This window comes from Porphyromonadaceae bacterium W3.11, assembly GCA_030434245.1.
Taxonomy (GTDB): domain Bacteria; phylum Bacteroidota; class Bacteroidia; order Bacteroidales; family Porphyromonadaceae; genus Porphyromonas_A.
In genome coordinates this window covers 103,445-125,327 of record JAUISX010000004.1, presented here as the reverse complement: position 1 = coordinate 125,327, position 21,883 = coordinate 103,445, and the positions used below count along the sequence as shown (strand labels likewise).

Here is a 21,883-nt window from a genome sequence, read left to right as displayed (position 1 = left end):
AGTTAGGAGACAAAAGTGTTACTTAATTTGTCTTTAAAATACATAGTGTTTCTTTTCTGTTAAGAAAATCCTTGATGCTCATGTCTTTGAGTTCTCTTTATGTATTATTTTGTAGTTTTGTGAGAGATAGATTAAGTGATATTACTGTCCTTTTTATACTTCCATGGTTACTACAGACGAATACAAATACTTTGATAGGGATATCAGTTGGTTGGCTTTTAATAAACGGGTATTATTGGAAGCTCATGATAAGAGTGTCCCTATATATGAGCGAATAAATTTTTTGTCGATCTTTTCCTCTAACCTTGAGGAGTTTTATCAAGTGCGTGTCGCTGGTGCTCGACAGGCAATAATGAGAAATCAGGGTGATAACTCACTCAGACAATTGTCCCGGATCCAAACATTTGAAAAGCTGACTGCTGAAGTTCAAGAGCAAGAGACCTTATTTCGTGAGGCTTGGGAAGATGTGATGGTGCCAGATCTCAAAGAGATTGGTATGGATGTCTATACTGATTATAAGAAGTTCTCAGGGAGGGTCCTTGCACATGTGGATGCATATTTTCGAGAAGAGGTATTCCCTTTCCTACAGCCTGTGCTGATTAGTCCTAATCTTGTCAAAGTATTCATTAGGGATAAGCGGATATATCTTTGTGTACATCTAAGGCGAAAAGAAGATCATGCCGAGCGGTACTATATGATTAAGTTACCATTTACTAAAGTACCAAGATTTCTGTCATTGCCGAGTGAAGAAGGCCGTTATGCATATACTTTTTTGGACGAAGTGGTTCGGTATGGATTACCACTTTTATTTCCTGGGTATGATGTCGTGAGCTCATATAGTTTTAAAACTTCTCGTGATGCAGATATCTTAATTGATGAGGATGAGGGGGGAGTAGAGCTAGCGGAGTCTATAGAGTCTCTTATCAGAAAGCGTAAGATTGGTAGTGTGACTCGCTTTCAATATGATGAAGATATGCCTCGGGAGATGTTATCGGTTATCATGGACGCATTTGGTATCAAGGATGATGATTTGCTAAAAGGACGGCGTCATTTACAATTGCGTGATTTGAAAAATTTACCGAACCCATTTGGTAAAAAATATGAGCAATGGTATCACGATGCTATCCCTCATGCGAGATGGGAAATGTCGAGGTCTAAGATTGATCATCTATTGGCTCAAGACGAAGCACTCTTTGTTCCATATACATCGTTTCAATATCTCATTGATACATTAGATGAGGCATGTAATGATCCTCGGGTTCGTAGCATAAAACTGACACAGTATAGGGTTGCAGATGATAGTGAAGTCATAGATGTACTAATCAAGGCTGCCAATAGTGGTAAAAATGTAACTGTTTTTGTAGAGCTTAAGGCTCGATTTGATGAGGAGAATAACCTCCAGACAGCAGCGAGAATGAAGCGTCATGGCGTTAAGATTATTTATTCTCTTCCTGGACTTAAGGTTCATGCTAAGACCTGTTTTATAGAATTTCATCCATGGGCAATGCCTGAGAAAAAGGGAATTGCATGTTTTAGTACTGGTAACTTTAATGAGAGCACGGCAAAGATTTACTCAGATATCTCAATGTTTACTTCTCGTCCAGAGTTGGCTAATGAGTTAGCGGCTCTATTTGAGCATCTGGAGAATCCAAAAGAGAAAATACACTTTGAGAATTTATTAGTCGCCAGTCATGGTATGGTGGAGGGGATTCATCGTTTGATTGATTACGAGATCAATGAAGCAAAGGCTGGAAGAGAGGCACGAATCATTCTTAAGATGAATTCATTAGAGGAGCAATTGGTTATTGATAAACTCTATCAGGCTTCTGAGGCTGGAGTTAAAATAGATCTTCTGATAAGAGGAATTTGTAGAGTAATTCCAAATCAATCTTACAGTAAGAATATCACGATAATACGGTTGGTGGATATTTATCTAGAACATGCTAGGATATGGTTCTTTCATCACGGCGGAGAAATGCTATACTATATTTCCTCTGCCGATTGGATGGGGCGTAATCTATACCGACGGATTGAGTGTGCAACACCTGTAGTTGAACCAATGATAAAAAACTTTTTGCAGGACATACTTGATACTTGTCTGGCTGATAATGTTAAAGCTGTTTATGTTGATGAGCACTTGAACAACGTACCGAAGATAGCTCCAGGTGAGTCACCCATTCGTACTCAAGAGAAATTGTATAATGTGGTGGAGCACTTTAATTCGCTTCCTCCATTTTATGACCACAATTATGCTCGGAAGAAGGATTTTCCTATGAAAGAGTCAGATGATGCTGATGTCTCGGCTGATAGTGTTGCTAGGAATAATGATTCTAGACATGTGGGGGATGTTGATTTCACTCAACATAAGGCTAAGAGATCATGGTTTTATAGGCTATTTCTCAGAAAAAAGAGGTAACTTAGCAGTTCAATAAAGCGCATTTTAATAATAAAATATTAATAGTAGTATAATGTTTTCGGGAATAGTTGAATGTACCGCAACGGTATTAAGGATTGAATATGAGGATAATAGTGACAATGTGCATCTGACTTTATCAGCCCCTTTTGTAGAAGAGTTGAAAATTGATCAGAGTGTTTCACATAATGGTGTTTGTCTCACTGTAGTTGATATTGACCTGCAAGAGAATAGTTATACAGTAACGGCTATAAAAGAGACATTGATCAGATCTAATTTAGGTGATCTAAAGGTTGGGGATCTTGTTAATCTAGAACGTAGCATTCAGGTTAATGGTCGATTAGATGGTCACATTGTTCAGGGGCATGTGGATACAACCGGGACTTGCACAGCCATTACGGACTCCGACGGAAGCTCATATTTTACCATTCAATACGATGTGCCCAAGGAGATGGCACTAAGGGGCTATATGACCGTTGAGAAGGGCTCTGTCTGCGTTAATGGCGTTAGCCTTACCGTAGTGGATTCTACTACAAATAGCTTCAAAGTAGCTATTATACCTTATACTATTGAGCATACTAATTTTAAGACTCTTGAAGTAGGGAAGCGTGTAAACTTGGAATTTGATATTATAGGGAAGTATTTATCCCGTATTATAGAGATTCAGAAACAGTGAACTTTTACGAGCTTATAAATCATCGACAGAGTGATAGGAAGTATGATTCATCTCGTCCTATTCCACGGGATGTTATTGATAGGATCATAAATGCCGCTCGCCTTGCCCCTTCTGCCACGAACTCACAGCCTTGGCATTTCATTGTTGTAGATGAACCCGAGCTAAAAAGCAAGGTCGCTAGTGCCTTGACTTCTACTCTTACGGGTAATATGAATAAATTCGCAACAGAGGCTTCTGCCTTGATTGTTATTCTTGAAGAGCCAGCTAATGCGATGGGAAAGATGGGTAACCTTATTCTTAAAAAGCATTTTCCACATATTGATTTAGGTATTGCTGCATCACATATTGTTTTGGCTGCGGCAGAGGAGGGGATTGGCAGCTGTATTATTGGCTGGGTGAATGAGAAAAAAGTTCGAGAGTTATTGGATATTCCGAATAAGAAAGCAGTCCCGTTAGTGATTTCTTTAGGGTATTCTCTTGAAGAGCCTAAACAGAAGAAAAGAAAAGCTCTTGGGGAGATTAGTTCTTATAACGGTTACCAAAAAAGTAAGCTCCCAAACAGTGATTTGTAATTGAAAGGAAAGATAAAAATGGCAGTACAGAAACCGTCAATACCAAAAGGAACTCGTGACTTTTCGCCTGAGGAGATGGCGAAACGTAATTATATATTTAAAACTATCAGAGGAGTCTTTAGGACCTATGGGTTTAGAGAGATAGAAACTCCTGCAATGGAGAATCTTGGTACTCTTACTGGGAAATATGGAGAAGAGGGGGATAAGCTACTTTTCCGTATCTTAAACAGTGGCGATATGCTAAAGAGCTTCGATAGAGACGAATTAAAGGATATCACCTCTTCTGAATTTGCCTCTAGAGCTTGTGATAGGGGACTTAGGTATGACCTTACTGTCCCTTTTGCTAGATATGTAGTTCAGCATCGTAATGATCTGACATTCCCATTCCGTCGCTTTCAGATACAGCCAGTGTGGCGTGCAGATCGACCTCAAAAAGGACGTTATAGAGAGTTTTTCCAGTGTGATGCGGATGTGATAGGGTCAGACTCATTATTACATGAAGTAGAGTTAACTCGTATCCTGGATAGTGTTTTTCGTCGCTTGGGTGTGAATGTTGACATTCTACTAAATAATAGGAAAATATTAAGTGGCATAGCAGAAGTCTTAGGCGTAGAGAATATTTTGGATCTCACTATTGCTATCGACAAGCTGGATAAGATAGGATGGGATAAGGTGCAAGCGGAGCTCATAAGTAAAGGCATTACTCAAGATGCGTGTGATAAACTTGAACCCATTATCTCTTTAGATGGTACAAATAAGGAGAAGTTAGAGCGTATGCGTCTCCTATTTGCTAATTCTGAAGTGGGGTTAAAGGGCGTAGAAGAGATGGAATATATTCTGGATATACTATCATTAGGGCCAATCAAAAATAAGGTGAAGGTAGATCTGTCTTTGGCTCGTGGTCTAGATTATTACACAGGGACCATCTTCGAAGTGAAGGCACAAGATGTGGAGATGGGTAGTATCTCTGGTGGGGGACGTTATGATAATCTTACTGGCGTTTTTGGATTAGATGGCATGAGTGGGGTAGGCATCTCTTTTGGTGCCGATCGTATCTTTGACGTGTTAAACCAATTAGACCTTTATCCTAAAGGGATTGGTACCGGTTCACAGCTCTTATTTATCAATTTCGGGGATAAATCTATTAGATATATTATCCCTATTCTCCAGGTGATTAGGCGGGCGGGAATTTCTGCAGAGCTTTATCCTGATGAAGCCAAGATGAATAAGCAGATGAAATATGCCAATGCTCTGAATATACCATACGTTGCGTTCGTTGGCGATGATGAAATCGATAGCAGAACCATCTCCCTAAAGAATATGGAGACAGGTGAACAAAAAACATACACTTTAGAGACGCTGATAGAGCTATTAAAGTCCTAAATTAAAGAGCATTTAGGTAATGCATACGAATCGCAATAATGAGCTGGAGCTACAGCTGGATATAATGCCCTTTTATTTGGATTTTGAGAAGCAATACCCTTTGAGCCAAATAGTTAGTTGTATGATTCATGCTTCTGGAGAACATGCTAATTATTATGGGTTTGGTATTGAGTCTCTGATGAAGCGGGGTATCTCTTGGGTCCTAAGTCGAATGACTATAGACTTTGTAAAGCCAGTTATTGTATCTCGACCGCTATCTATAATTACAGGAGTTTCATCTTGGTCTGGCTTAGGAACTAATCGTGTCATTCGTCTTGCTCAGGATGGTATGCCTGTGGCGGATGCAAATTCCAAGTGGGTAGCTATTGATATGAAGAAGAGGATGCCAGTTAATATAGAGTCTATACTAACAGATCCAGCAATAAGGTCTGATTACACTGGAGTGACTGTTCCAGAAATGCCCAAAAGGTTGTGGAATATAGAGGTTCAAGAGCGACTCGAACCGATTTACAAACATGTGGTGAGGTATTCCGATCTTGATCTTAATTGTCACGTTAATACAGCTGTCTGGATTTCACTTGCGATGGATGCTATTCCTATTGAAAAAATTCGTCATAATAGAGTCAAGCGAGCTCACTTGCGTTTTATTAAGGAAGGACGAGCAGGAGATGAATTAGTTATTCATACATTTCAGACTGCTGATGCGGTGTGTGTGCAGATTAATTGTGATGAAGCTAGTTACTTCCAGCTTCTTGTTGAGTGGAATAGGGAATGTTGAATATTTAGTCTAGCTCAATGGCAAATCTTAAGAAGAAGAAAGAGATTCGGCAGGAACCTAAGACACAATGTGTAAGCATCTACTTTTCGGGAGAGGAACTGAAGATGCTTGATTATTACATTCAGAAGTTCAAGCATAAGAATAGGTCTTCATATATTCGTAAATTGGTAATGACCGATGTCCTTTCACAGTTATTTGAATCTTATCCTACTCTTTTTGAACAGGATATCACGCCGAAGATGATTGATGAAAAAACTTCAATGCACAATGAATAGCGAGATATATACGGATCAATTTTTTATGCAACAAGCTCTGCTTGAGGCTAAGGAAGCCTACGATGTTGGAGAAGTCCCGATAGGAGCAGTCGTAGTCGTAAATGATATGATCATCGGTCGAGGTCATAATCTTACGGAGTCATTGCAGGATGTTACAGCACATGCAGAGATGCTGGCTATTACCGCTGCACAAAATTATCTTGGCTCAAAGGTACTCCCTGATGCTACTCTATATGTAACCATCGAACCCTGTGTTATGTGTGCAGGGGCTTTGAGATGGTCCCGAATAGGAAGGGTGGTATGGGGTGCCTCAGAACCCAAGGTCGGTTTTACACAGTTTAGCTCTAAGATTCTACACAAGAAGACAATTGTAACCTCAGGGGTGATGGAAGAGGACGCCGTAGAGTTGATGCAGCGATTCTTTCAATACAGGCGTTAGTATTATTTCAAAGTTTATTGGACCTTCTTCTACGGAAAAAACTTCACCGAAAGTTGGTCCTTTGTCTAAAAGTGGTGTTTGAAAGGTCCATAATATGAAGTGCGGGGCTCTTTTTCTTTTATTTTGAATTATTTGTAGATGGTTAGTTCTTTTTGGCTATCTTTGTTTCGATTTTATTAAGTTGTATTGCAAATCCAAATTTCACTCAATGTCTGTCCCAGAACACAGTCAATATAAATCGGATTATTCTCCATATTACTCATTTAGTAGGATGGAGTGGAGTAGGTTGGATAGTCATCCAGACTTTCCATTCGATGAGATTGATTTGAGTAAGTTGCAAGCTCTTAATGAGCCATTAACCGAAGAGGAGGTCAGTGATATATACTTACCTCTCTGTCGTTTATTGCAGATTCATATTACCCATTACCAACGGCTTCATCGCGAGTATGATCAGTTCTTTCATAGAGAGAGTAGGCATGTACCTTATGTGATAGGTATTGCAGGTAGTGTTGCCGTAGGTAAGAGCACGACCGCTAGGGTCTTGCAGAAATTACTATCTATGGGTGAGAATATGCATAAAGTAGACCTTCTTACTACCGATGGTTTTTTATTGCCTAATATGGTATTGGAGGAGCGTGGTATCCTTAATCGTAAAGGTTTTCCTGAGAGCTATGATGTACGGCGTTTACTTAACTTTCTTGCTGGTATAAAGAGTGGAAGAGGGCATTTAGAAGTGCCTAAATACTCCCATCTATATTATGATATTATCCCTAATGAGGTTCAGATCATTGATCACCCTGACGTCTTGATTGTTGAGGGTATTAATGTTCTTCAGGTTTCTGATGTCATGGGGTATAGGCGTAGGAGCATTTCTGTGTCTGATTTTTTTGACTTCTCAATCTATGTGGATGCTAATGAATCGAGTATTCGCCGCTGGTATTTAGATCGTTTTATTAGATTGCAAGAAACCGCTTTTACAAACCCTAAGTCGTTTTTCTATCGTTATGCAGACTTGCCTCGTGAGGAGGCTATTCAGATAGCAGACCAAATATGGGAAAGTATAAACTTAAGAAATCTAACTGAAAATATTCTCCCGACACGTCTTAGATCACAATTGATTTTAGAGAAAAGTGATGACCATAAGGTGCGTGGAGTTCGTCTTCGTAAGGTTTAATTGCTTCTGTTTGTGATCTCCTCTTTGTTTTGAAGTGGGAGGCCTTCTTTTTTTTGTTTTTGAATACTTGGCATTTATAGAGTTGTCCATTTTGTGTGACTAATATATTTCATTGATGTTAAATCTTCAGCTTCTGAAAGATTTTCTATATTTGTTAAGTAATTGTTTCCCAGGAGTGTAATGTTTATGATCTGGAGAGTTTGTAGATTTTTCATTTTGATTTGTTTCTAATCATGGACAACTCTCAATAATTAAATATATATTTGTGTTATGAAACTGTAGAAAATATCACAATTTATATTTTTAACAAAAATGGAAAACTATAGCTTTGAAGAAGTGTATAAAGCTACACTAGATTACTTCAAGGGAGATGAGCTTGCCGCTAAGGTTTGGAGCTCAAAGTATGCACTCAAAGACAATAAAGGCAACATCCTTGAGCGTACTCCTGAGGATATGCACCATAGGATAGCAAAAGAAATTGCTAGGATCGAAGAGAAATATCCTAACCCCATGAGCGAAAAAGAAATCTATGATTTGATGGATCATTTTCGCTATATCGTACCACAGGGAAGTCCAATGACAGGAATAGGAAATGAGTACCAAGTGGCCTCGTTGTCTAATTGTTTTGTTATAGGAATGGATGGACCTAGTGATAGCTATGGTGGTATCTTTAAAGTTGACGAGGAGCAAGTGCAATTGATGAAGCGTAGAGGTGGTGTAGGTCACGACCTTTCACATATACGCCCTGCTGGATCTCCAGTCAAAAACTCCGCATTAACTTCTACAGGTCTTGCTTCATTCATGAGTAGATATTCTAATTCAACTCGTGAAGTAGCTCAGGATGGACGTCGTGGAGCATTGATGCTTTCTGTTTCTATTCAGCACCCCGATAGTGAGTCTTTCATCGATGCTAAGCTCGAGGAAGGAAAGGTCACAGGAGCTAATATCTCTGTGCGTATCACAGATGAGTTTATGAACGCTGTTGTAGAAGACAAGGATTATACCCTGCAATATCCAGTAGAGGTTGATAATCCGAAGGTAAAAAAGACTATTAAGGCTAGAAGACTATGGGAGAAAATTATTCATAATGCATGGAAAAGTGCAGAGCCTGGTGTTTTATTCTGGGATACGATTACGAAGGAGTCTATTCCAGATTGTTATGCAGATTTGGGCTTCCGTACTGTATCCACTAATCCATGTGGCGAGATTCCCTTATGTCCTTATGACAGTTGTAGATTATTAGCCATTAACTTATATGGCTATGTTGAAAAGCCTTTTACTAAGGATGCGAGATTTAATTTTGATCTTTTCCGTAAGCACGTTGGGTATGCCCAGAGGATAATGGATGATATCATTGATCTTGAGAAAGAAAAAATTGATGGTATTATAGCTAAGATCGAAAAAGATCCTGAGAGTGATGATATTAAGCGAACAGAGTTAGAACTGTGGAAGAAAATCCGTTCTAAGACTCTTCAAGGACGACGTACAGGAGTTGGGATTACTGCTGAAGGTGATATGTTGGCGGCATTAGGTTATCGATATGGTACCGAAGAAGCAACAGCACATGCTGTAGAAGTGCAGAAGACCCTTGCCCTATCTGCATATCGTAGTTCAGTCCAAATGGCTAAGGAACGTGGTGCTTTTGAGCTATATGACTCAAAGCGTGAGGAGAAGAATCCATTTATTTTACGAATTAAGGAAGCTGACCCTGAACTATATAAGAATATGCAAGCATACGGCCGACGAAATATAGCATGTCTTACCATTGCACCTACTGGCTCTACAAGTATCATGACTCAGACGACATCGGGTATAGAACCAGTGTTTATGCCAGTCTATAAGCGTCGTCGTAAAATTAATAGTAATGAAGCACAAAATTCAAAGGCGACATTCTTTGATGAGATGGGTGATGCATGGGAGGAGTTTATCGTATACCACCACCATTTTAAGACTTGGATGACTGTGGAGGGTTATGATATAGATGCTAATTATAGCTCTGAAGAACTGGACGAGCTTGTGGCTAAGTCTCCATATTATAAGGCAACCTCTAATGATGTAGATTGGGTTGCAAAGGTAAAGATGCAGGGCGAAATGCAGAAGTGGGTAGATCACTCGATAAGTGTGACGATTAATCTTCCTAATGATGTAGATGAGGCTTTGGTAAATGAACTATATGTTACAGCATGGCGTGCTGGCTGTAAGGGGTGTACCGTTTATCGTGATGGGTCACGTACTGGAGTCCTCGTCTCTGCGAATGATAAGAAGAAGGAGGATGAAAAGAAGAAAGAAGATGAGGCCAAGAAGGATAATTCAGACCCTTTAAAACGTCCATTAGAGCTCGAGGCGGATATTGTCCGTTTCCAGAATAATAAAGAGAAATGGATCGCATTCATTGGTTTACTTGAAGGACGACCTTATGAGATCTTTACTGGTATTGATGATGAGGATGAGGGCTTGAGTATTCCTAAACGCGTCAATAAGGGTTTGATCATTAAAACTTATGAGCAAGATGGCACTAAGCATTATGACTTCCAGTTCTCTAATAAACGTGGTCTAAAGATGACTGTTGAAGGACTAGATACTAAATTTAACCCAGAGTTTTGGAATTATGCCAAACTAATCAGTGGTGTCTTACGATACGGCATGCCAATAGATCAAGTGATTAATCTAGTACAGGGAATGGAGCTTAATGATGCGTCTATCAACACCTGGAAAAATGGAGTGGAGCGTGCTCTAAGAAAATATGTCAGCTCTGGCCAAAAAGCAATTGGTCAGAAGTGCCCAAATTGTGGATCAGAGGATCTCGTTTATCAGGAGGGATGTTTGATCTGTCAGAGCTGTGGTAATTCCAAGTGTGGCTAAGTCGAATGACTTCTGGTTATAAGACTGGTGACTTTTTAGAATGTCAAATGGGCGAGAGGCAGTAATTACTGCCTCTCGCCTTTCTCTTTGTTTTCACCGCTCTGTCATTGGCTTCCCTTGAGTTTTGATGAGCATCGTTTCTGTTCTGAAAAAGTGAGTAAGCCTCTAGTCGGTTATCTATAAAAACAGGATACTGTCCCCAAAAAGTGTGTAAGTCCCAAGAATGTTATCTTTGAAAAGTTAAAAACAAAAGATAAACAAGAAGATGAGACTTACACAAATGCAATTTAATGAAATTCTATCAAACTTGATGACAGAGCCAAATGGAGTTGGCCGTTTAATGGAGTTAATCATCGAAATAGCGATGCAAGGGGAGAGGGAACTGTATAAAGAAGATAGTGGCGATGTGAGCAATGGATACCGCTCCCGTCGCATCTTTGCGAGTGGTAATATGCTAGAATTACGAGTACCCCGAACTCGACAGCAGGGCTTCATGCCCTTGATTTTAGGCGTTCTCAAAGATCAAGAGAAAGAGATGGGAGAACTAGCAGGTTATCTATATAGCTGCGGTGATACGATGGAGGATATCTCTGGAGTATTCGAGCGTTTGTATGGTAAACGTTATAGTACGAGTCAAATCAATCGTCTCTCCTTATCGACCCAAGAAGCAGTAGAAGAGTGGCGTCAAAGACGTCTACCGAGGACTTTAGAGGCACTTGTTATCGATGCTACATATCTTCCTGTACGGAGAGGAGAAAGTGTGAGCAAGGAGGCATTTTTTGTAGTGATGAGTTTAGATAGCGAAGGACGTCGAGACATCGTGGGTGTCTATAATAATCCAACAGAGGGAAGCGGCATCTGGGGCGAGTTTTTTGAGGATCTAAAAAGCCGAGGACTCGAAGAGGTAGGACTAATCATTTCAGACGGGTTGAATAACATTGAAGAGGTTGCACGTGAGCACTTTACAGAAGTGGAAGTCCAGCTCTGCACGGTGCATCTACAGCGAGAAATAACTCGAAAGATACGCCCTCGAGATAAGTCAGCCATCGCAAGTGATCTACAGGAGGTCTTTAGTAAAGACGGCTCAAGAAGCTCACCTTTAGATGGCCTAGAGAGCTTTAAAAACTTTGCGTTCAGATGGCGTAAGAGCTATCCTTTTCTCACAAAAATAGCTAACGGTCAGAGGATAGAGTATTACTTCACATACCTAAAATACGACGTCAGTGTTCGCAAGTACATTCATAGTACTAACTGGATAGAACGCTTCAATAGACAGGTAAAGAAAGGGGCTCGATATAAATGTGCATTACCTAGCGTAGAATCCGCTCTACACTTGATAGGTAGTATTGCAATCAATGCAAACTATCTGAAGAAAAGAATAGGAGATCTAACTCTTGGACTTAGGAAGAACAATGAAAAGTAAATAACAACAATGTGCTTTATTTTCCAACACAAAGATATCAACCTAAAAGAATACGGCAAGGCGGTGTCTCCGCGGTGCTACGACAGCCTTGCCTTAATTCTTTATTGGTCTATCTTTAATGTTTATGGAAAACAAAGCGAAAAAATATGTAGGTTTGCTTTTCAGAGACGCATTCTGCCGTACACACTTTTGGGGACACTACCATACAACGCGAAAAAATAGCTAGGTTTGCTATGGCTAATCGCATTCTGACTTATACACTTTTGGGGACACTACCTCGTGCGTAGTTTTTTTTTATTTCCTTAACCGAGTTTCGACTGGATGGTGCTTGTATGGAATCCGAGATGGGATATAAATAGGGGCCTATAATGCTTTAGCACTATAGGCCCTATATCTTATAAGTCTATAAAACTTTTTATGAAGGTTAGAACGGATAACCGATGGCAAAGTGGAAGGCGACAGGAAAGCCTCTGTCTTTACCAAAGGTATTAAAGTATTTTCCTTTCTCTCGTGTTGGATTATGAAGGGCTAACCCGACATCAAATCTCAGTAATAGATAATCTAGTACATTGTATCTAAGTCCTAGCCCTGTACCTAAGGCAATCTCCTTCAGAAAATACTTGCCATTTAATAAAGCATTAGGACGTGAAGCATCACTTCTTATTAACCATATGTTACCAGCATCTATAAAAGTGGCTAACTCCAGATCTCCAATCACTTTATAACGCAATTCTATATTGCTTTCAAATCGTACATCTCCCGTCTGGTCAATAAAGCTTAGTGGATTATCTGTGTTTGGAACAAATGACCCAGGACCGACCCCTCTCACATTATATCCCCTGATACTATTGGCACCTCCTACATAGAATTGCTCCGTATAGGGTGCGATCAACATATTTCCGTAGCTCCAAATGGCTCCTGCGAAAGCCCTAGTTGCGATCTTAAGTTTGTTACTAATCAAGTAATTATAGCGTAGTTCCACACTCCCCTTAATGAATTGAGCAAAAGGAGCTCCTAGGAACTTATGCGGTGAGCCATCTTCTCGGGTCTTACCTTTATAAAATAGGGATAAGAGACCTCCAGCTTCTGCTACGTAGGTTTCGATACTGAATCCATGCTTGCTCATAAATTCTTGATTTTCAAACCTGTAGAGATAGTTCATTTGAGGAATAAACTGGTTCTGAAAAGATAACCCTAATAACGGATTCTTGTCAATTGCTTCTTTGAAGCGATCTGTTTGGTGTAGCAGGTGATTATAGCTAACACTTATCGGTGTAATACTGTGTAAAACATAACTATTTGGCTCAAATCTGTAAGTTAGGTCAGACCCAAACTTTGCCTGTCTGTAAAACTTTCCTCTATTGAGTAGTGCACTATAGAGTGATATTTTTGTGGTAGCCGGATAGTTAATAGGTTTATTCGCGATCCCTGGAATTAGAATTCGGGGAAAGGTTAGGGAAGTATTGAGGCCTATTTCGTAGCTATTGATATTCCAGCTCTTATCACTTCGACTACTATTTGTTTGCCATTCGTAGTTTCCATTCAAGCGGATGTTAAATAACTCACCCCCTCTGAATACATTCTTTTTATTCACAGAGAACACTACACCAGGACCTACTTGCTGACTACTTTTCCATCTGAAGAGTCCTTCAAGTTCTGTAAAGTAAGGCCTGTCCACCTGAGAGTTGATAATAACATTTAGTCTATTTTGAGTGCTATCGCTCTCAGATGCGATTTTGTAACTTACATCAGTATAGGCAAAGGTGTTTAGCTCAGCCATAGATCGAATGGTCTGATTCTGGTATTTCTGATTATAGAGTGAGTCAGAGTGAATTCTTACCCGATTATGCAGTACTTTCAGTCTTACAGGTGATTTTTTATTGAATTTATATAGTACCCCTTTGTGATAAATGCTGTCTGTTAATTCACTTCTGTAAGCGTCATAGACATTATATGTTATGTTTCCAATTTTCCATGGTTTATAAGCTTCGGCTGGTGTCTTTTCATTAAATCTCACTCTCAGCTGTACCATCTTTGGCTTTATGACTGTATCAGCATCATATACTATATTTGTGGGTTTGAAGAAGTAGTACCCCTTTCCTCTTAAGACATCACTTATCCTATTTCTTTCCTCCTCTAATGGTCTGACCCCAAAGGGTTCATCCTTATGTAGAAGTCGTTCATCGGTGTCACTCAGCTCCGCTTGGGTTTCTTGAGGTAGCTTATCAAGATGGTATGAAATACTATCCATTAGATAAGGCTCATTCATAACAATATAGTACGATGGTTTGGCGATAATAGAGTCTCCAGATGCATTAACTTCAGCGACTACGGAAGAGCGAAAATATCCATATTCATCTAAAACCTGTTTTGCTACGATTGCTCTTAAGTCGGGGTTCACCTGAGATATAAGTATAGGATCATCTCCAAATTTCTTATATAACCATCGCCCAAAGAAATTATTAGAGTTTTCGAAATGCTTATTTATATAAAAGGAGAAGTTGATCGGTAGCCTTGTCGAAGCACTCCCAAAAATGCTATTGTTGGGTTTGTACTTAAGGATGCTTTCCATATCTTGGGATGCCATCCTACCATGCTTGCTTCCATCTTTATCCTCATATTTTATTTCTTTTACTCCAGCGTAGAACTGTTCCCCTTCTGGTATGTATGGCTTTACAGAACAGCTACTAGTGATGGTCAGTAAAAGTAGTACGAGTAGTGAGTATTTGTATGCTTTATCCTTCATATTATTCCTCGTCTGAGTTAAGGGGTTCCTTACTTATTGATTTGTCCTCCTTAGGAAGAGCTGGCGTTTCCTTGGAAGGCTCTACCGCTGGGATTGTATCCGCTGGAGTCTCTTCGATAGGCTCGAAGCCTTCTTTTTTCTCCTTTTTGAACTTAAATAAGTCTGTTAACTTGTGAAGACGTCTCCGAATCACATAACCTCCTCCTGTTTCAGTTACCTCACCATCCAGAAGGTTTTCATAATTCTTATTATGGAAAAGTCTTAGGTATTGATTTCCAGCCTTGTCTAATCTATAATCCAATGAGAACTTATCTATAAAGCTCTGTTGTATACCACTAGCAGCCTCACCCGTCACCATCTTTCCCCCTATGGTCATGCTGATTCGGTTATTGTAAAAGCTTTTGGTGAAGCTATATGAATAATTAGTTCCCTGCCCGTAAGCATTGGTACCATCTGAGACTCCTAGATTAATTTCAGCATCAAGTGCTTCGCCAGCAAGTGAATTAATCTGAGATGCGAGCACGGATGAAATAGCTGAGTTTACATCAAAACCCCTGTTGGATGATGCATTACTGTTCATCGTAAGGAATCGTCCTGTGGTTAGAAGTAACATGGACTGCCTATTCTGCTCTTCAGGACTCATGCTACTCAGAATGTTCTTCATTGTGAGGTCTTGTACAGCTTCGGTTTCGAAACGAAGATTAAGTTTGTCTAATCGGTCCTCAGCAATGATATTAACATCGAAATCTACCTGTCTTGATGGTTCACCAGGAGGGGTCACATTCGTTTTGATACGAGCCGTAGCCTTGAAGTTAAGCTGAGGCTCCATAATGTCACCGCTCCATACTACGCGACTTCCTTGTCTGATGATGAATTTCCTAGAGATAGGAGGTTGACTAAAGAAGATATCCCCCTCCTGAATATCGTAAGTCCCATTAAGGTTCATTTCCCCATATGGTGGTATGACTAGGTTGAAGTCACCCCCTCCCTGTACGGACAGACTGTTCGCCTCATCATCTGTGAGGATGGCATTAATCTTAGTTGCAGGGTCTATATGGAGGCCTAGTCGGATATCCATGCCGCCTAAAGTGAGGCTGTCCACATTACTTTTCTTAGCAACAAAAAGTGTATCGCTGAAGTAAGTAAAGTTCACAAGGTCCTTATAATTATTTCTATTTTGTAGTTCACTCTTTTGTGACTGGTAGGTCACATTTGTATTCCCCAACAAACTCACGTCACCCCTTATATTAATGGCTTTAATAGGTCCCGTAAGCTTTAAGTCAGCATCCGCGTTCACGACACCGAAGATCATCGTGTTTTTGGTCTGCTTAGAGTTTAATAAGAGGATGTCATCCCCAGTGACACGGAGATTGATCTCATTGTTATTCTCCAGATCAAAGGTCCCTTTCAGTAGCATCTTACGATCATTTGCCGTTAGGGCATAGTCGTCAAGCCTTAGCATCCCTTCTCTGATAGGTATTGTCTGGCTGTCCATCTCGTACGTTTCATTAGCTATAGCTGTGTAAAGCTTAGCATCTCGCATTCTTATTTCCCCAGCATAAGAGAGTTTCTTAGCTTCTTTGATCGGTAAGCGGGTGTCGTAGTTGCTTACTTGGCCATTCAGCTGACCTGATAGTTCTGCATATTTTCCTGGAAGGAAAGGATTTGCTTTATCCAGAGGTAACTCTTTGATGCTGATGGCAAATTTTTGGCCATCTTTAATTTTCTTTGGATTAAAGAAGTTTGCGTCTATCACCTCTTTCTGGTTTAGGTCTATCTGTGATTCTAAGGTGAGATCATTATCGGTCATGTTAGCATCAGCAAAGACCTCTAATGTGCCCATTGCCTTCTTCTCGAACTCAAACTTATCAATAAGGATGTGACCATTAATATTACTACCTTTTTCAGGGAGTTGTAGCCAGTCCATTTCCACATTAAGTAGTCCCTTTAGGTTAGGAACAAATTCAATACCATCCAGCTGTGATAGCTTTAGATCCTTGATGACTGCTCTAGAAAGGGTCCCCTTATCACTTGGCACACTTTTAAACGATACGGTAGCTCCCTCAGGTGAAGTAAGTTCTATATCAGCATCGAGTTTGCTCGTTTTGCCATTAGGTAAGGTGACGTAGTCTTCATCTGTTATATTGAATGTGTTGTATGCCAGAATGATTGGGTCTGGTGTAAATTTAAATGTGAGGTCACCATTGGACTTATTCCATAGCTCTAACCCCAGATTAACAAATTGTTCATTCTTCGAGTCTAACCAGTTGAGGTAGGCTTCGCTTCGTAGGACATTCGAGGTTAGTGAGAATAGGATGTCAAATGGTAATTGATTGCGGAATCGCTCTTTGTGTACCGTAGAGACAGCGTTGAAGAACAATGAATCCTGGCGAAGTACAAGGTCGATGTTATCAATCCTAAATGTATCCACTTGGAGGTACGAGATGACACCAAGGCCAGTAAGACCCTTGTCTGTGGATGTCGCTAGGTTAAGTGATGCTGATTGAGCCCCAATCCGATACTCATCCATGTAAGCACGCAATAAGTTATTGCGTCCCATCTTAAAGTTGATGGTCATATCTGGATAATGCATAATCCACGGAGCCATATTGATTTGTCCAAGCGAATCCGCTAAAGATGTCTGAACTTCAGCAACTACCTGCTTTACCCTAGAGGAGAAATCATTCAATCCATTTTTTGCCTCAAATTTCAGGGACAAGTCTCCCGATGTGACCTCAGCGTTCATCGCTATGTCACTAGTATTTGCCTTGATATACGTGTTCGTCGGATGGATTTTATTCTTATCAGTTGTGATGAAGAAGTTCTCGATTTCCCCCGTAAACTGATGATTCTCCTTGAGGTCACTTCGTAGGTTGCTCCTAAGCTCTAATCGAGCCGACTCTATCATTGACATGTTTAGGCCCAGCTGCGAAGGGATAATGGTATCTACGAATATATTGATACTACCTACGAGATCTTCTTTTTTGATTGTAGCATCAGCCTGAGCCGTCATCTTAATAGCATCATTAGGGCTATCAATCGCTGCGAAGAATTGATTATTATTCAGCTCGGATAGGAGCGTAATCCTTCTTAACGTTTGGCTCTTGTACGATATTGAGTCAATTACAGCATTGATTACGAAGTTCGTCTTAGGACTGTATATGTCGGTGCCCATACCATCCATAACAATTAAGCCAGATGTGACACCAATGGAATCGTTGGGAAGGATCTCGTTTAAGGGCAATTCTTGAATTAATAGATCTGCAAAATACTTTTCAGCATTAGGATTGTATTTTACCTTAGCATCCAGGTTGGTTTCCCCTTTAATGTTTTTCAACGTGAGGTTTGCAGAGATTGCCCGAGGTGAATAAAGTGCATCTCCTTCAATGCTGACACCCTCAGGAATACGCCACGAAGGGGGCGTGCCACCTTCCTTGCCCTTATTCATGAAGTGGGTGATCGTCTTCATTAGGTCCTCACCAGTTGAGATACTATATTTTGCAGTTAGTTTTCTATCATGTTCAGAGAGGATGCTTTCCGCATTAGCCTTAATGTCGAGGTCGATTAACTGCTTTTTGTTTATTGTTATGTCTGCGTCTATTTTCTTTTCTATGTATCCCTGAGCCGTTAGATCTATATCAAAGATGTCATCTGGAAGGCCTTCATTATTTCCGATGAAGCGTTTGAGGTCCGACGGATTAAGCCTGCCCGATAGCTTAAGGTCAGCTGCCCCAATACTATCTGGAAGCCACTCTTTGAATGGCAAATGAGCATATCCGGTAATGTCGCTTTCTGGAAGTTTGAGGGATAGGTCATTGATGAATAGGTTGGTGCTGTCTTTATGAAAATTCATGGCCCCATCTTTGATAGCCCATCCGTCACCAGTCTCATAATAGATCTCGCTGATGTTAGCATCTATATTATGAACCCCTCCATATCGGATATTCTTCGCTTTTAATTCAGCTATCCATGGAAAGGGGATAGACTCAATATCGCTTCCAAGGTAACCCACGAACGCTTTAAGGTTAACCCTTTTGGCTTGATAATATTCCTCCCTCATGTTAACTTCTCCATCTGTTATTTTTCCCTCATTGATTTGAACTGAGAGCTGTGTGGAGTCAGGCAGGATCAATACATCTCCAGATATATTGGAAAGATCCGCTCGATCGAGTAAGATGAGTAAGTTTGATGGCTCTTTAGGTTTTTCACTTGGGACAGTATCTACTAATATATGTAGATCAATAGAGGCATCATGGAGTTTTAGCTTCCTAGCTACCATCTCCATGCTTTTCGTGTCAAGGTCGAAGTTGCTCAGTCGGAACTGTCCTATCTTCGCATAAATAGTTATAGAGTCACTGGGAAGGGTGTAATCTACAATGGCATGATTTAGCTGAATGCCAGAGATAGGGATCTGTCCACCTTTGAGAAGAGGGATGATGCTGACCTCTGCAGTTAGCTTCTCAATGTCACCGACAAGCATACCTGTCTCACGATCCACAGCTTTTACGTCATCAACCTTTAATTTTAGCGGAAAGCCAATCCTTATTCTGCCAATTTCTATATCATAACCAGTAGCCTTTTCTATGGTTGAAATACTTTTTTGGGTGATCCAATCCTGTATCGAAGGCACATACAATAACCCAGTTAGGATAATAAGTAAGGCCATCAATGCGCCAATAATGCCGAAGAACCACAAGATTAGTCTCTTCCACCACGGACGACGTTGTTTCTTTTGAATTTCTTCGTTCTGATCAGACTCCTGATTGTTTTGCACAGGAAGGTCTTTCTGCTCCATATACTCTATCAACTATTTCTGAAGATTCCACACTTTCCCGCAAATATAATCATAATCATTCATTCAATGGAATTTACAGGATGTCCTTCTTCGAAGCTAATGTGTTAGAATCTTTATAAATAGGTCGCTCTTTGAATGATGATGAATAGACCATTTTAAGGATACTCATCGGGTGTTTTGATGATATTAATAGAATATCCATAGTGTGTCATGAGGTGTTTTAATTTGCGATTCGTAAGCGTTTTGCTTTCTTTCTGTTAAGTGCTACCCTATAAGTGTAAGAATGATGAGGTAATCCGCTGTTATATAGCGATAAATACGATGTGATGAAATGTAAGGATAGTGTGATTTTTTTAATGTAAATGCAGGTGTGATTTTAGTTATATGAAAGAGAAATGTTTCCTATAGGAAAAAATCATCTCTCCTATATGACGGAGATATGCTTCCTATAGGAAAGTTTCTATCCGTATTAATGGGATCTTTTGCTGTGTGGAGAATAAATCACACTTTCATTTCGTTACTTCTCGTAGGTCCAATAATGCCTGATAGAACCTGATTAGCAAGTTTCGGGAAAAGCGGTCTTATATGATTGTCTATTAGATTGCGTCTTCTTACGTCTAACTCATATATTTAATGGTGTATTGGCTTGGGGGAGTTTGTTGAAAAGATTATCTTTGCAAGTAGAATACTTAAAGATATATTTTTCAGAATGATTCAATTAAACGATCTAGGGATACAATTTTCTGGTAGAGTCCTCTTCCAGGATGTTAATTTGCAATTTCTTCCAGGCAATTGTTATGGAATTATTGGCGCTAATGGAGCTGGTAAGTCCACCATGTTACGAATGATAAGTGGTGAGCTGGAGCCCTCTCAGGGTAATATCCAGATGGGCCCAGGTGAACGCCTCTCGGTACTGAGTCAGGATCACTTCGCTTTTGATGATAAGACCGTGATGGATACTGTCCTTACAGGGCACTCTGTTCTCTGGGCTATTATGCAGGAGAAAGATGCACTCTATGCTAAAGAAGACTTTAGCGATGAGGACGGAATTAAAGCTGCTGAGCTGGAGGAGAAGTTTGCAGAGTTAGAGGGGTGGAATGCTGAGAGTGATGCGGCACAATTGCTGAGTGGACTTGGCGTGAAGGAGGATCAACATTATCAATTGATGTCCGATCTTAGTGGTAAGCAAAAGGTGCGGGTGCTACTCGCAAGAGCTCTTTTTGGAAAGCCTGATAACTTATTGCTTGATGAGCCCACGAATGACTTGGACCTTGAGACGGTGAATTGGCTGGAGAATTATCTATCTGAGTTTGAGAATACCGTGCTGGTAGTGAGTCACGACCGTCACTTCCTTGATTCGGTGTGTACCCATACGGTAGATATCGATTATGGTAAGGTGCAGCAGTTCAGTGGTAATTATAGCTTCTGGTACCAAAGTAGCCAGCTGGCACTTAAGCAGCAACAGCAACAGAATAAAAAGGCTGAGGAAAAGAAAAAGGAGCTGGAAGAATTTATACGTCGCTTTAGTGCAAATGTCGCTAAGAGTAAGCAGACTACTAGTAGGAAGAAGATGCTGGAGAAGCTCAATATTGATGAGATTAAGCCTTCTACTCGTCGCTATCCAGGGATTTTATTTCAACCAGATCGCGAGGTCGGAAATAAGATATTAGAGGTCAATGGGCTTACAGCTTATGCCGGTGGTGATGGAGAGCGTACATTGCTCTTTAAGGACTTGAGCTTTAATGTGGAGAAGAAAGATAAGATCGTCTTCCTATCCCGTGACCCTAGAGCTATGACAGCTTTTTTCCAGATAATTAATGGTGAAGAGAAGCCTGCGGCAGGATCTTTTGAGTGGGGGCAAACCGTTACCACAGCCTATTTGCCAGTTGATAATGGTGCATATTTCGATACTGATATGAATCTCTTGGACTGGATCTCACAGTTCGCGAAGGACACTAATGAGGTTTATCTGAAGGGTTATCTTGGACGAATGCTCTTCAGCGGTGATGAGATAAAGAAGTCTGCTAGGGTATTGAGTGGAGGAGAGAAAATGAGATGTATGATTGCTCGCATGATGCTTAAGGATGCCAATGTGCTGATCTTAGATTCACCTACCAATCACTTGGATCTTGAAAGTATTCAGTCCTTTAATAACACGCTTGTAAATTATCCGGGTATAGTCTTATTTAGTAGCCATGACCATGAATTTATTAATACGGTTGCTAATCGAATTATAGAGGTGGGGCCTAATGGTGCTATTGATAAGATGATGACCTATGATGAATACATTACCGATCCAATCGTAGCTGAGCAACGTCTGAAGATATATTCGTAACTGAAAAGGGTG

General features: G+C 40.3%; 13 protein-coding genes. 11 read left to right on the top strand and 2 right to left on the bottom strand.

Features of this window, described 5'->3' with window-relative positions:
* Positions 1–163 precede the first annotated feature (163 nt).
* The 10 genes from ppk1 (at position 164) to QYZ87_07105 (ending at position 11,995) form a co-directional block, all read left to right on the top strand.
* Positions 164–2,416 (top strand): polyphosphate kinase 1, encoded by a 2,253-nt coding sequence (gene ppk1 / locus QYZ87_07150; protein ID MDN4754304.1) that lies wholly within the window; start codon positions 164–166, stop codon positions 2,414–2,416.
* A 52-nt stretch (positions 2,417–2,468) separates the two neighbouring features.
* Complete coding sequence (locus QYZ87_07145) at positions 2,469–3,089, top strand: riboflavin synthase (GenBank protein ID MDN4754303.1); 621 nt, start codon at positions 2,469–2,471, stop codon at positions 3,087–3,089.
* A complete protein-coding gene (locus QYZ87_07140; GenBank protein MDN4754302.1) occupies positions 3,086–3,661 on the top strand; it encodes a nitroreductase family protein in 576 nt (191 codons plus the stop codon). The genes QYZ87_07145 and QYZ87_07140 overlap by 4 nt, the downstream gene beginning before the upstream one ends.
* 18 nt (positions 3,662–3,679) lie before the next feature.
* Positions 3,680–5,044, top strand: coding sequence for a histidine--tRNA ligase (gene hisS / locus QYZ87_07135; protein ID MDN4754301.1), 1,365 nt, complete (start codon positions 3,680–3,682; stop codon positions 5,042–5,044).
* 19 nt (positions 5,045–5,063) lie between these two features.
* Entirely contained in the window at positions 5,064–5,822 is a 759-nt protein-coding gene (locus tag QYZ87_07130; protein MDN4754300.1) for a thioesterase, read from the top strand.
* Positions 5,823–5,839: 17 nt separating this feature from the next.
* Positions 5,840–6,097, top strand: coding sequence for a hypothetical protein (locus QYZ87_07125; GenBank protein ID MDN4754299.1), 258 nt, complete (start codon positions 5,840–5,842; stop codon positions 6,095–6,097).
* Positions 6,090–6,536, top strand: a complete 447-nt coding sequence (locus tag QYZ87_07120) for a nucleoside deaminase (protein MDN4754298.1) — start codon at positions 6,090–6,092, stop codon at positions 6,534–6,536. Before QYZ87_07125 ends, QYZ87_07120 begins: the two co-directional genes overlap by 8 nt.
* Before the next feature lie 208 nt (positions 6,537–6,744).
* Complete coding sequence (gene coaA / locus QYZ87_07115) at positions 6,745–7,710, top strand: type I pantothenate kinase (protein ID MDN4754297.1); 966 nt, start codon at positions 6,745–6,747, stop codon at positions 7,708–7,710.
* Between the two features lie 312 nt (positions 7,711–8,022).
* On the top strand, positions 8,023–10,572 hold the full coding sequence (locus tag QYZ87_07110; GenBank protein ID MDN4754296.1) for an adenosylcobalamin-dependent ribonucleoside-diphosphate reductase: 2,550 nt from the start codon (positions 8,023–8,025) through the stop codon (positions 10,570–10,572).
* A 280-nt stretch (positions 10,573–10,852) separates the two neighbouring features.
* Positions 10,853–11,995 carry an IS256 family transposase gene (locus tag QYZ87_07105; protein MDN4754295.1) on the top strand — a complete coding sequence of 381 codons (1,143 nt, stop codon included), beginning with the start codon at positions 10,853–10,855 and terminating at the stop codon, positions 11,993–11,995.
* 424 nt (positions 11,996–12,419) lie between these two features.
* Here QYZ87_07105 and QYZ87_07100 read toward each other — a convergent pair whose 3' ends face one another.
* Together QYZ87_07100 and QYZ87_07095 are read right to left on the bottom strand one after the other, a co-directional pair.
* The gene (locus tag QYZ87_07100; protein ID MDN4754294.1) at positions 12,420–14,741 is read right to left on the bottom strand and encodes a BamA/TamA family outer membrane protein; all 2,322 of its coding nucleotides are present in this window, start codon (positions 14,739–14,741) and stop codon (positions 12,420–12,422) included.
* 1 nt (position 14,742) lies between these two features.
* A complete protein-coding gene (locus QYZ87_07095; GenBank protein MDN4754293.1) occupies positions 14,743–19,536 on the bottom strand; it encodes a translocation/assembly module TamB domain-containing protein in 4,794 nt (1,597 codons plus the stop codon).
* Positions 19,537–20,245: 709 nt separating this feature from the next.
* Between QYZ87_07095 and QYZ87_07090 the strand changes: the two genes are divergently transcribed.
* Complete coding sequence (locus QYZ87_07090; GenBank protein ID MDN4754292.1) at positions 20,246–21,871, top strand: ATP-binding cassette domain-containing protein; 1,626 nt, start codon at positions 20,246–20,248, stop codon at positions 21,869–21,871.
* The last annotated feature ends 12 nt before the right edge of the window (positions 21,872–21,883 follow it).

Coding starts and splice junctions, on each gene's coding strand:
- ppk1 (MDN4754304.1), top strand. CDS start 164: ATGGTTACTACAGACGAATACAAATACTTTGATAGGGATATCAGTTGG.
- QYZ87_07145 (MDN4754303.1), top strand. CDS start 2,469: ATGTTTTCGGGAATAGTTGAATGTACCGCAACGGTATTAAGGATTGAA.
- hisS (MDN4754301.1), top strand. CDS start 3,680: ATGGCAGTACAGAAACCGTCAATACCAAAAGGAACTCGTGACTTTTCG.
- QYZ87_07130 (MDN4754300.1), top strand. CDS start 5,064: ATGCATACGAATCGCAATAATGAGCTGGAGCTACAGCTGGATATAATG.
- QYZ87_07125 (MDN4754299.1), top strand. CDS start 5,840: ATGGCAAATCTTAAGAAGAAGAAAGAGATTCGGCAGGAACCTAAGACA.
- QYZ87_07120 (MDN4754298.1), top strand. CDS start 6,090: ATGAATAGCGAGATATATACGGATCAATTTTTTATGCAACAAGCTCTG.
- coaA (MDN4754297.1), top strand. CDS start 6,745: ATGTCTGTCCCAGAACACAGTCAATATAAATCGGATTATTCTCCATAT.
- QYZ87_07110 (MDN4754296.1), top strand. CDS start 8,023: ATGGAAAACTATAGCTTTGAAGAAGTGTATAAAGCTACACTAGATTAC.
- QYZ87_07105 (MDN4754295.1), top strand. CDS start 10,853: ATGCAATTTAATGAAATTCTATCAAACTTGATGACAGAGCCAAATGGA.
- QYZ87_07100 (MDN4754294.1), bottom strand. CDS start 14,741: ATGAAGGATAAAGCATACAAATACTCACTACTCGTACTACTTTTACTG.
- QYZ87_07095 (MDN4754293.1), bottom strand. CDS start 19,536: ATGGAGCAGAAAGACCTTCCTGTGCAAAACAATCAGGAGTCTGATCAG.
- QYZ87_07090 (MDN4754292.1), top strand. CDS start 20,246: ATGATTCAATTAAACGATCTAGGGATACAATTTTCTGGTAGAGTCCTC.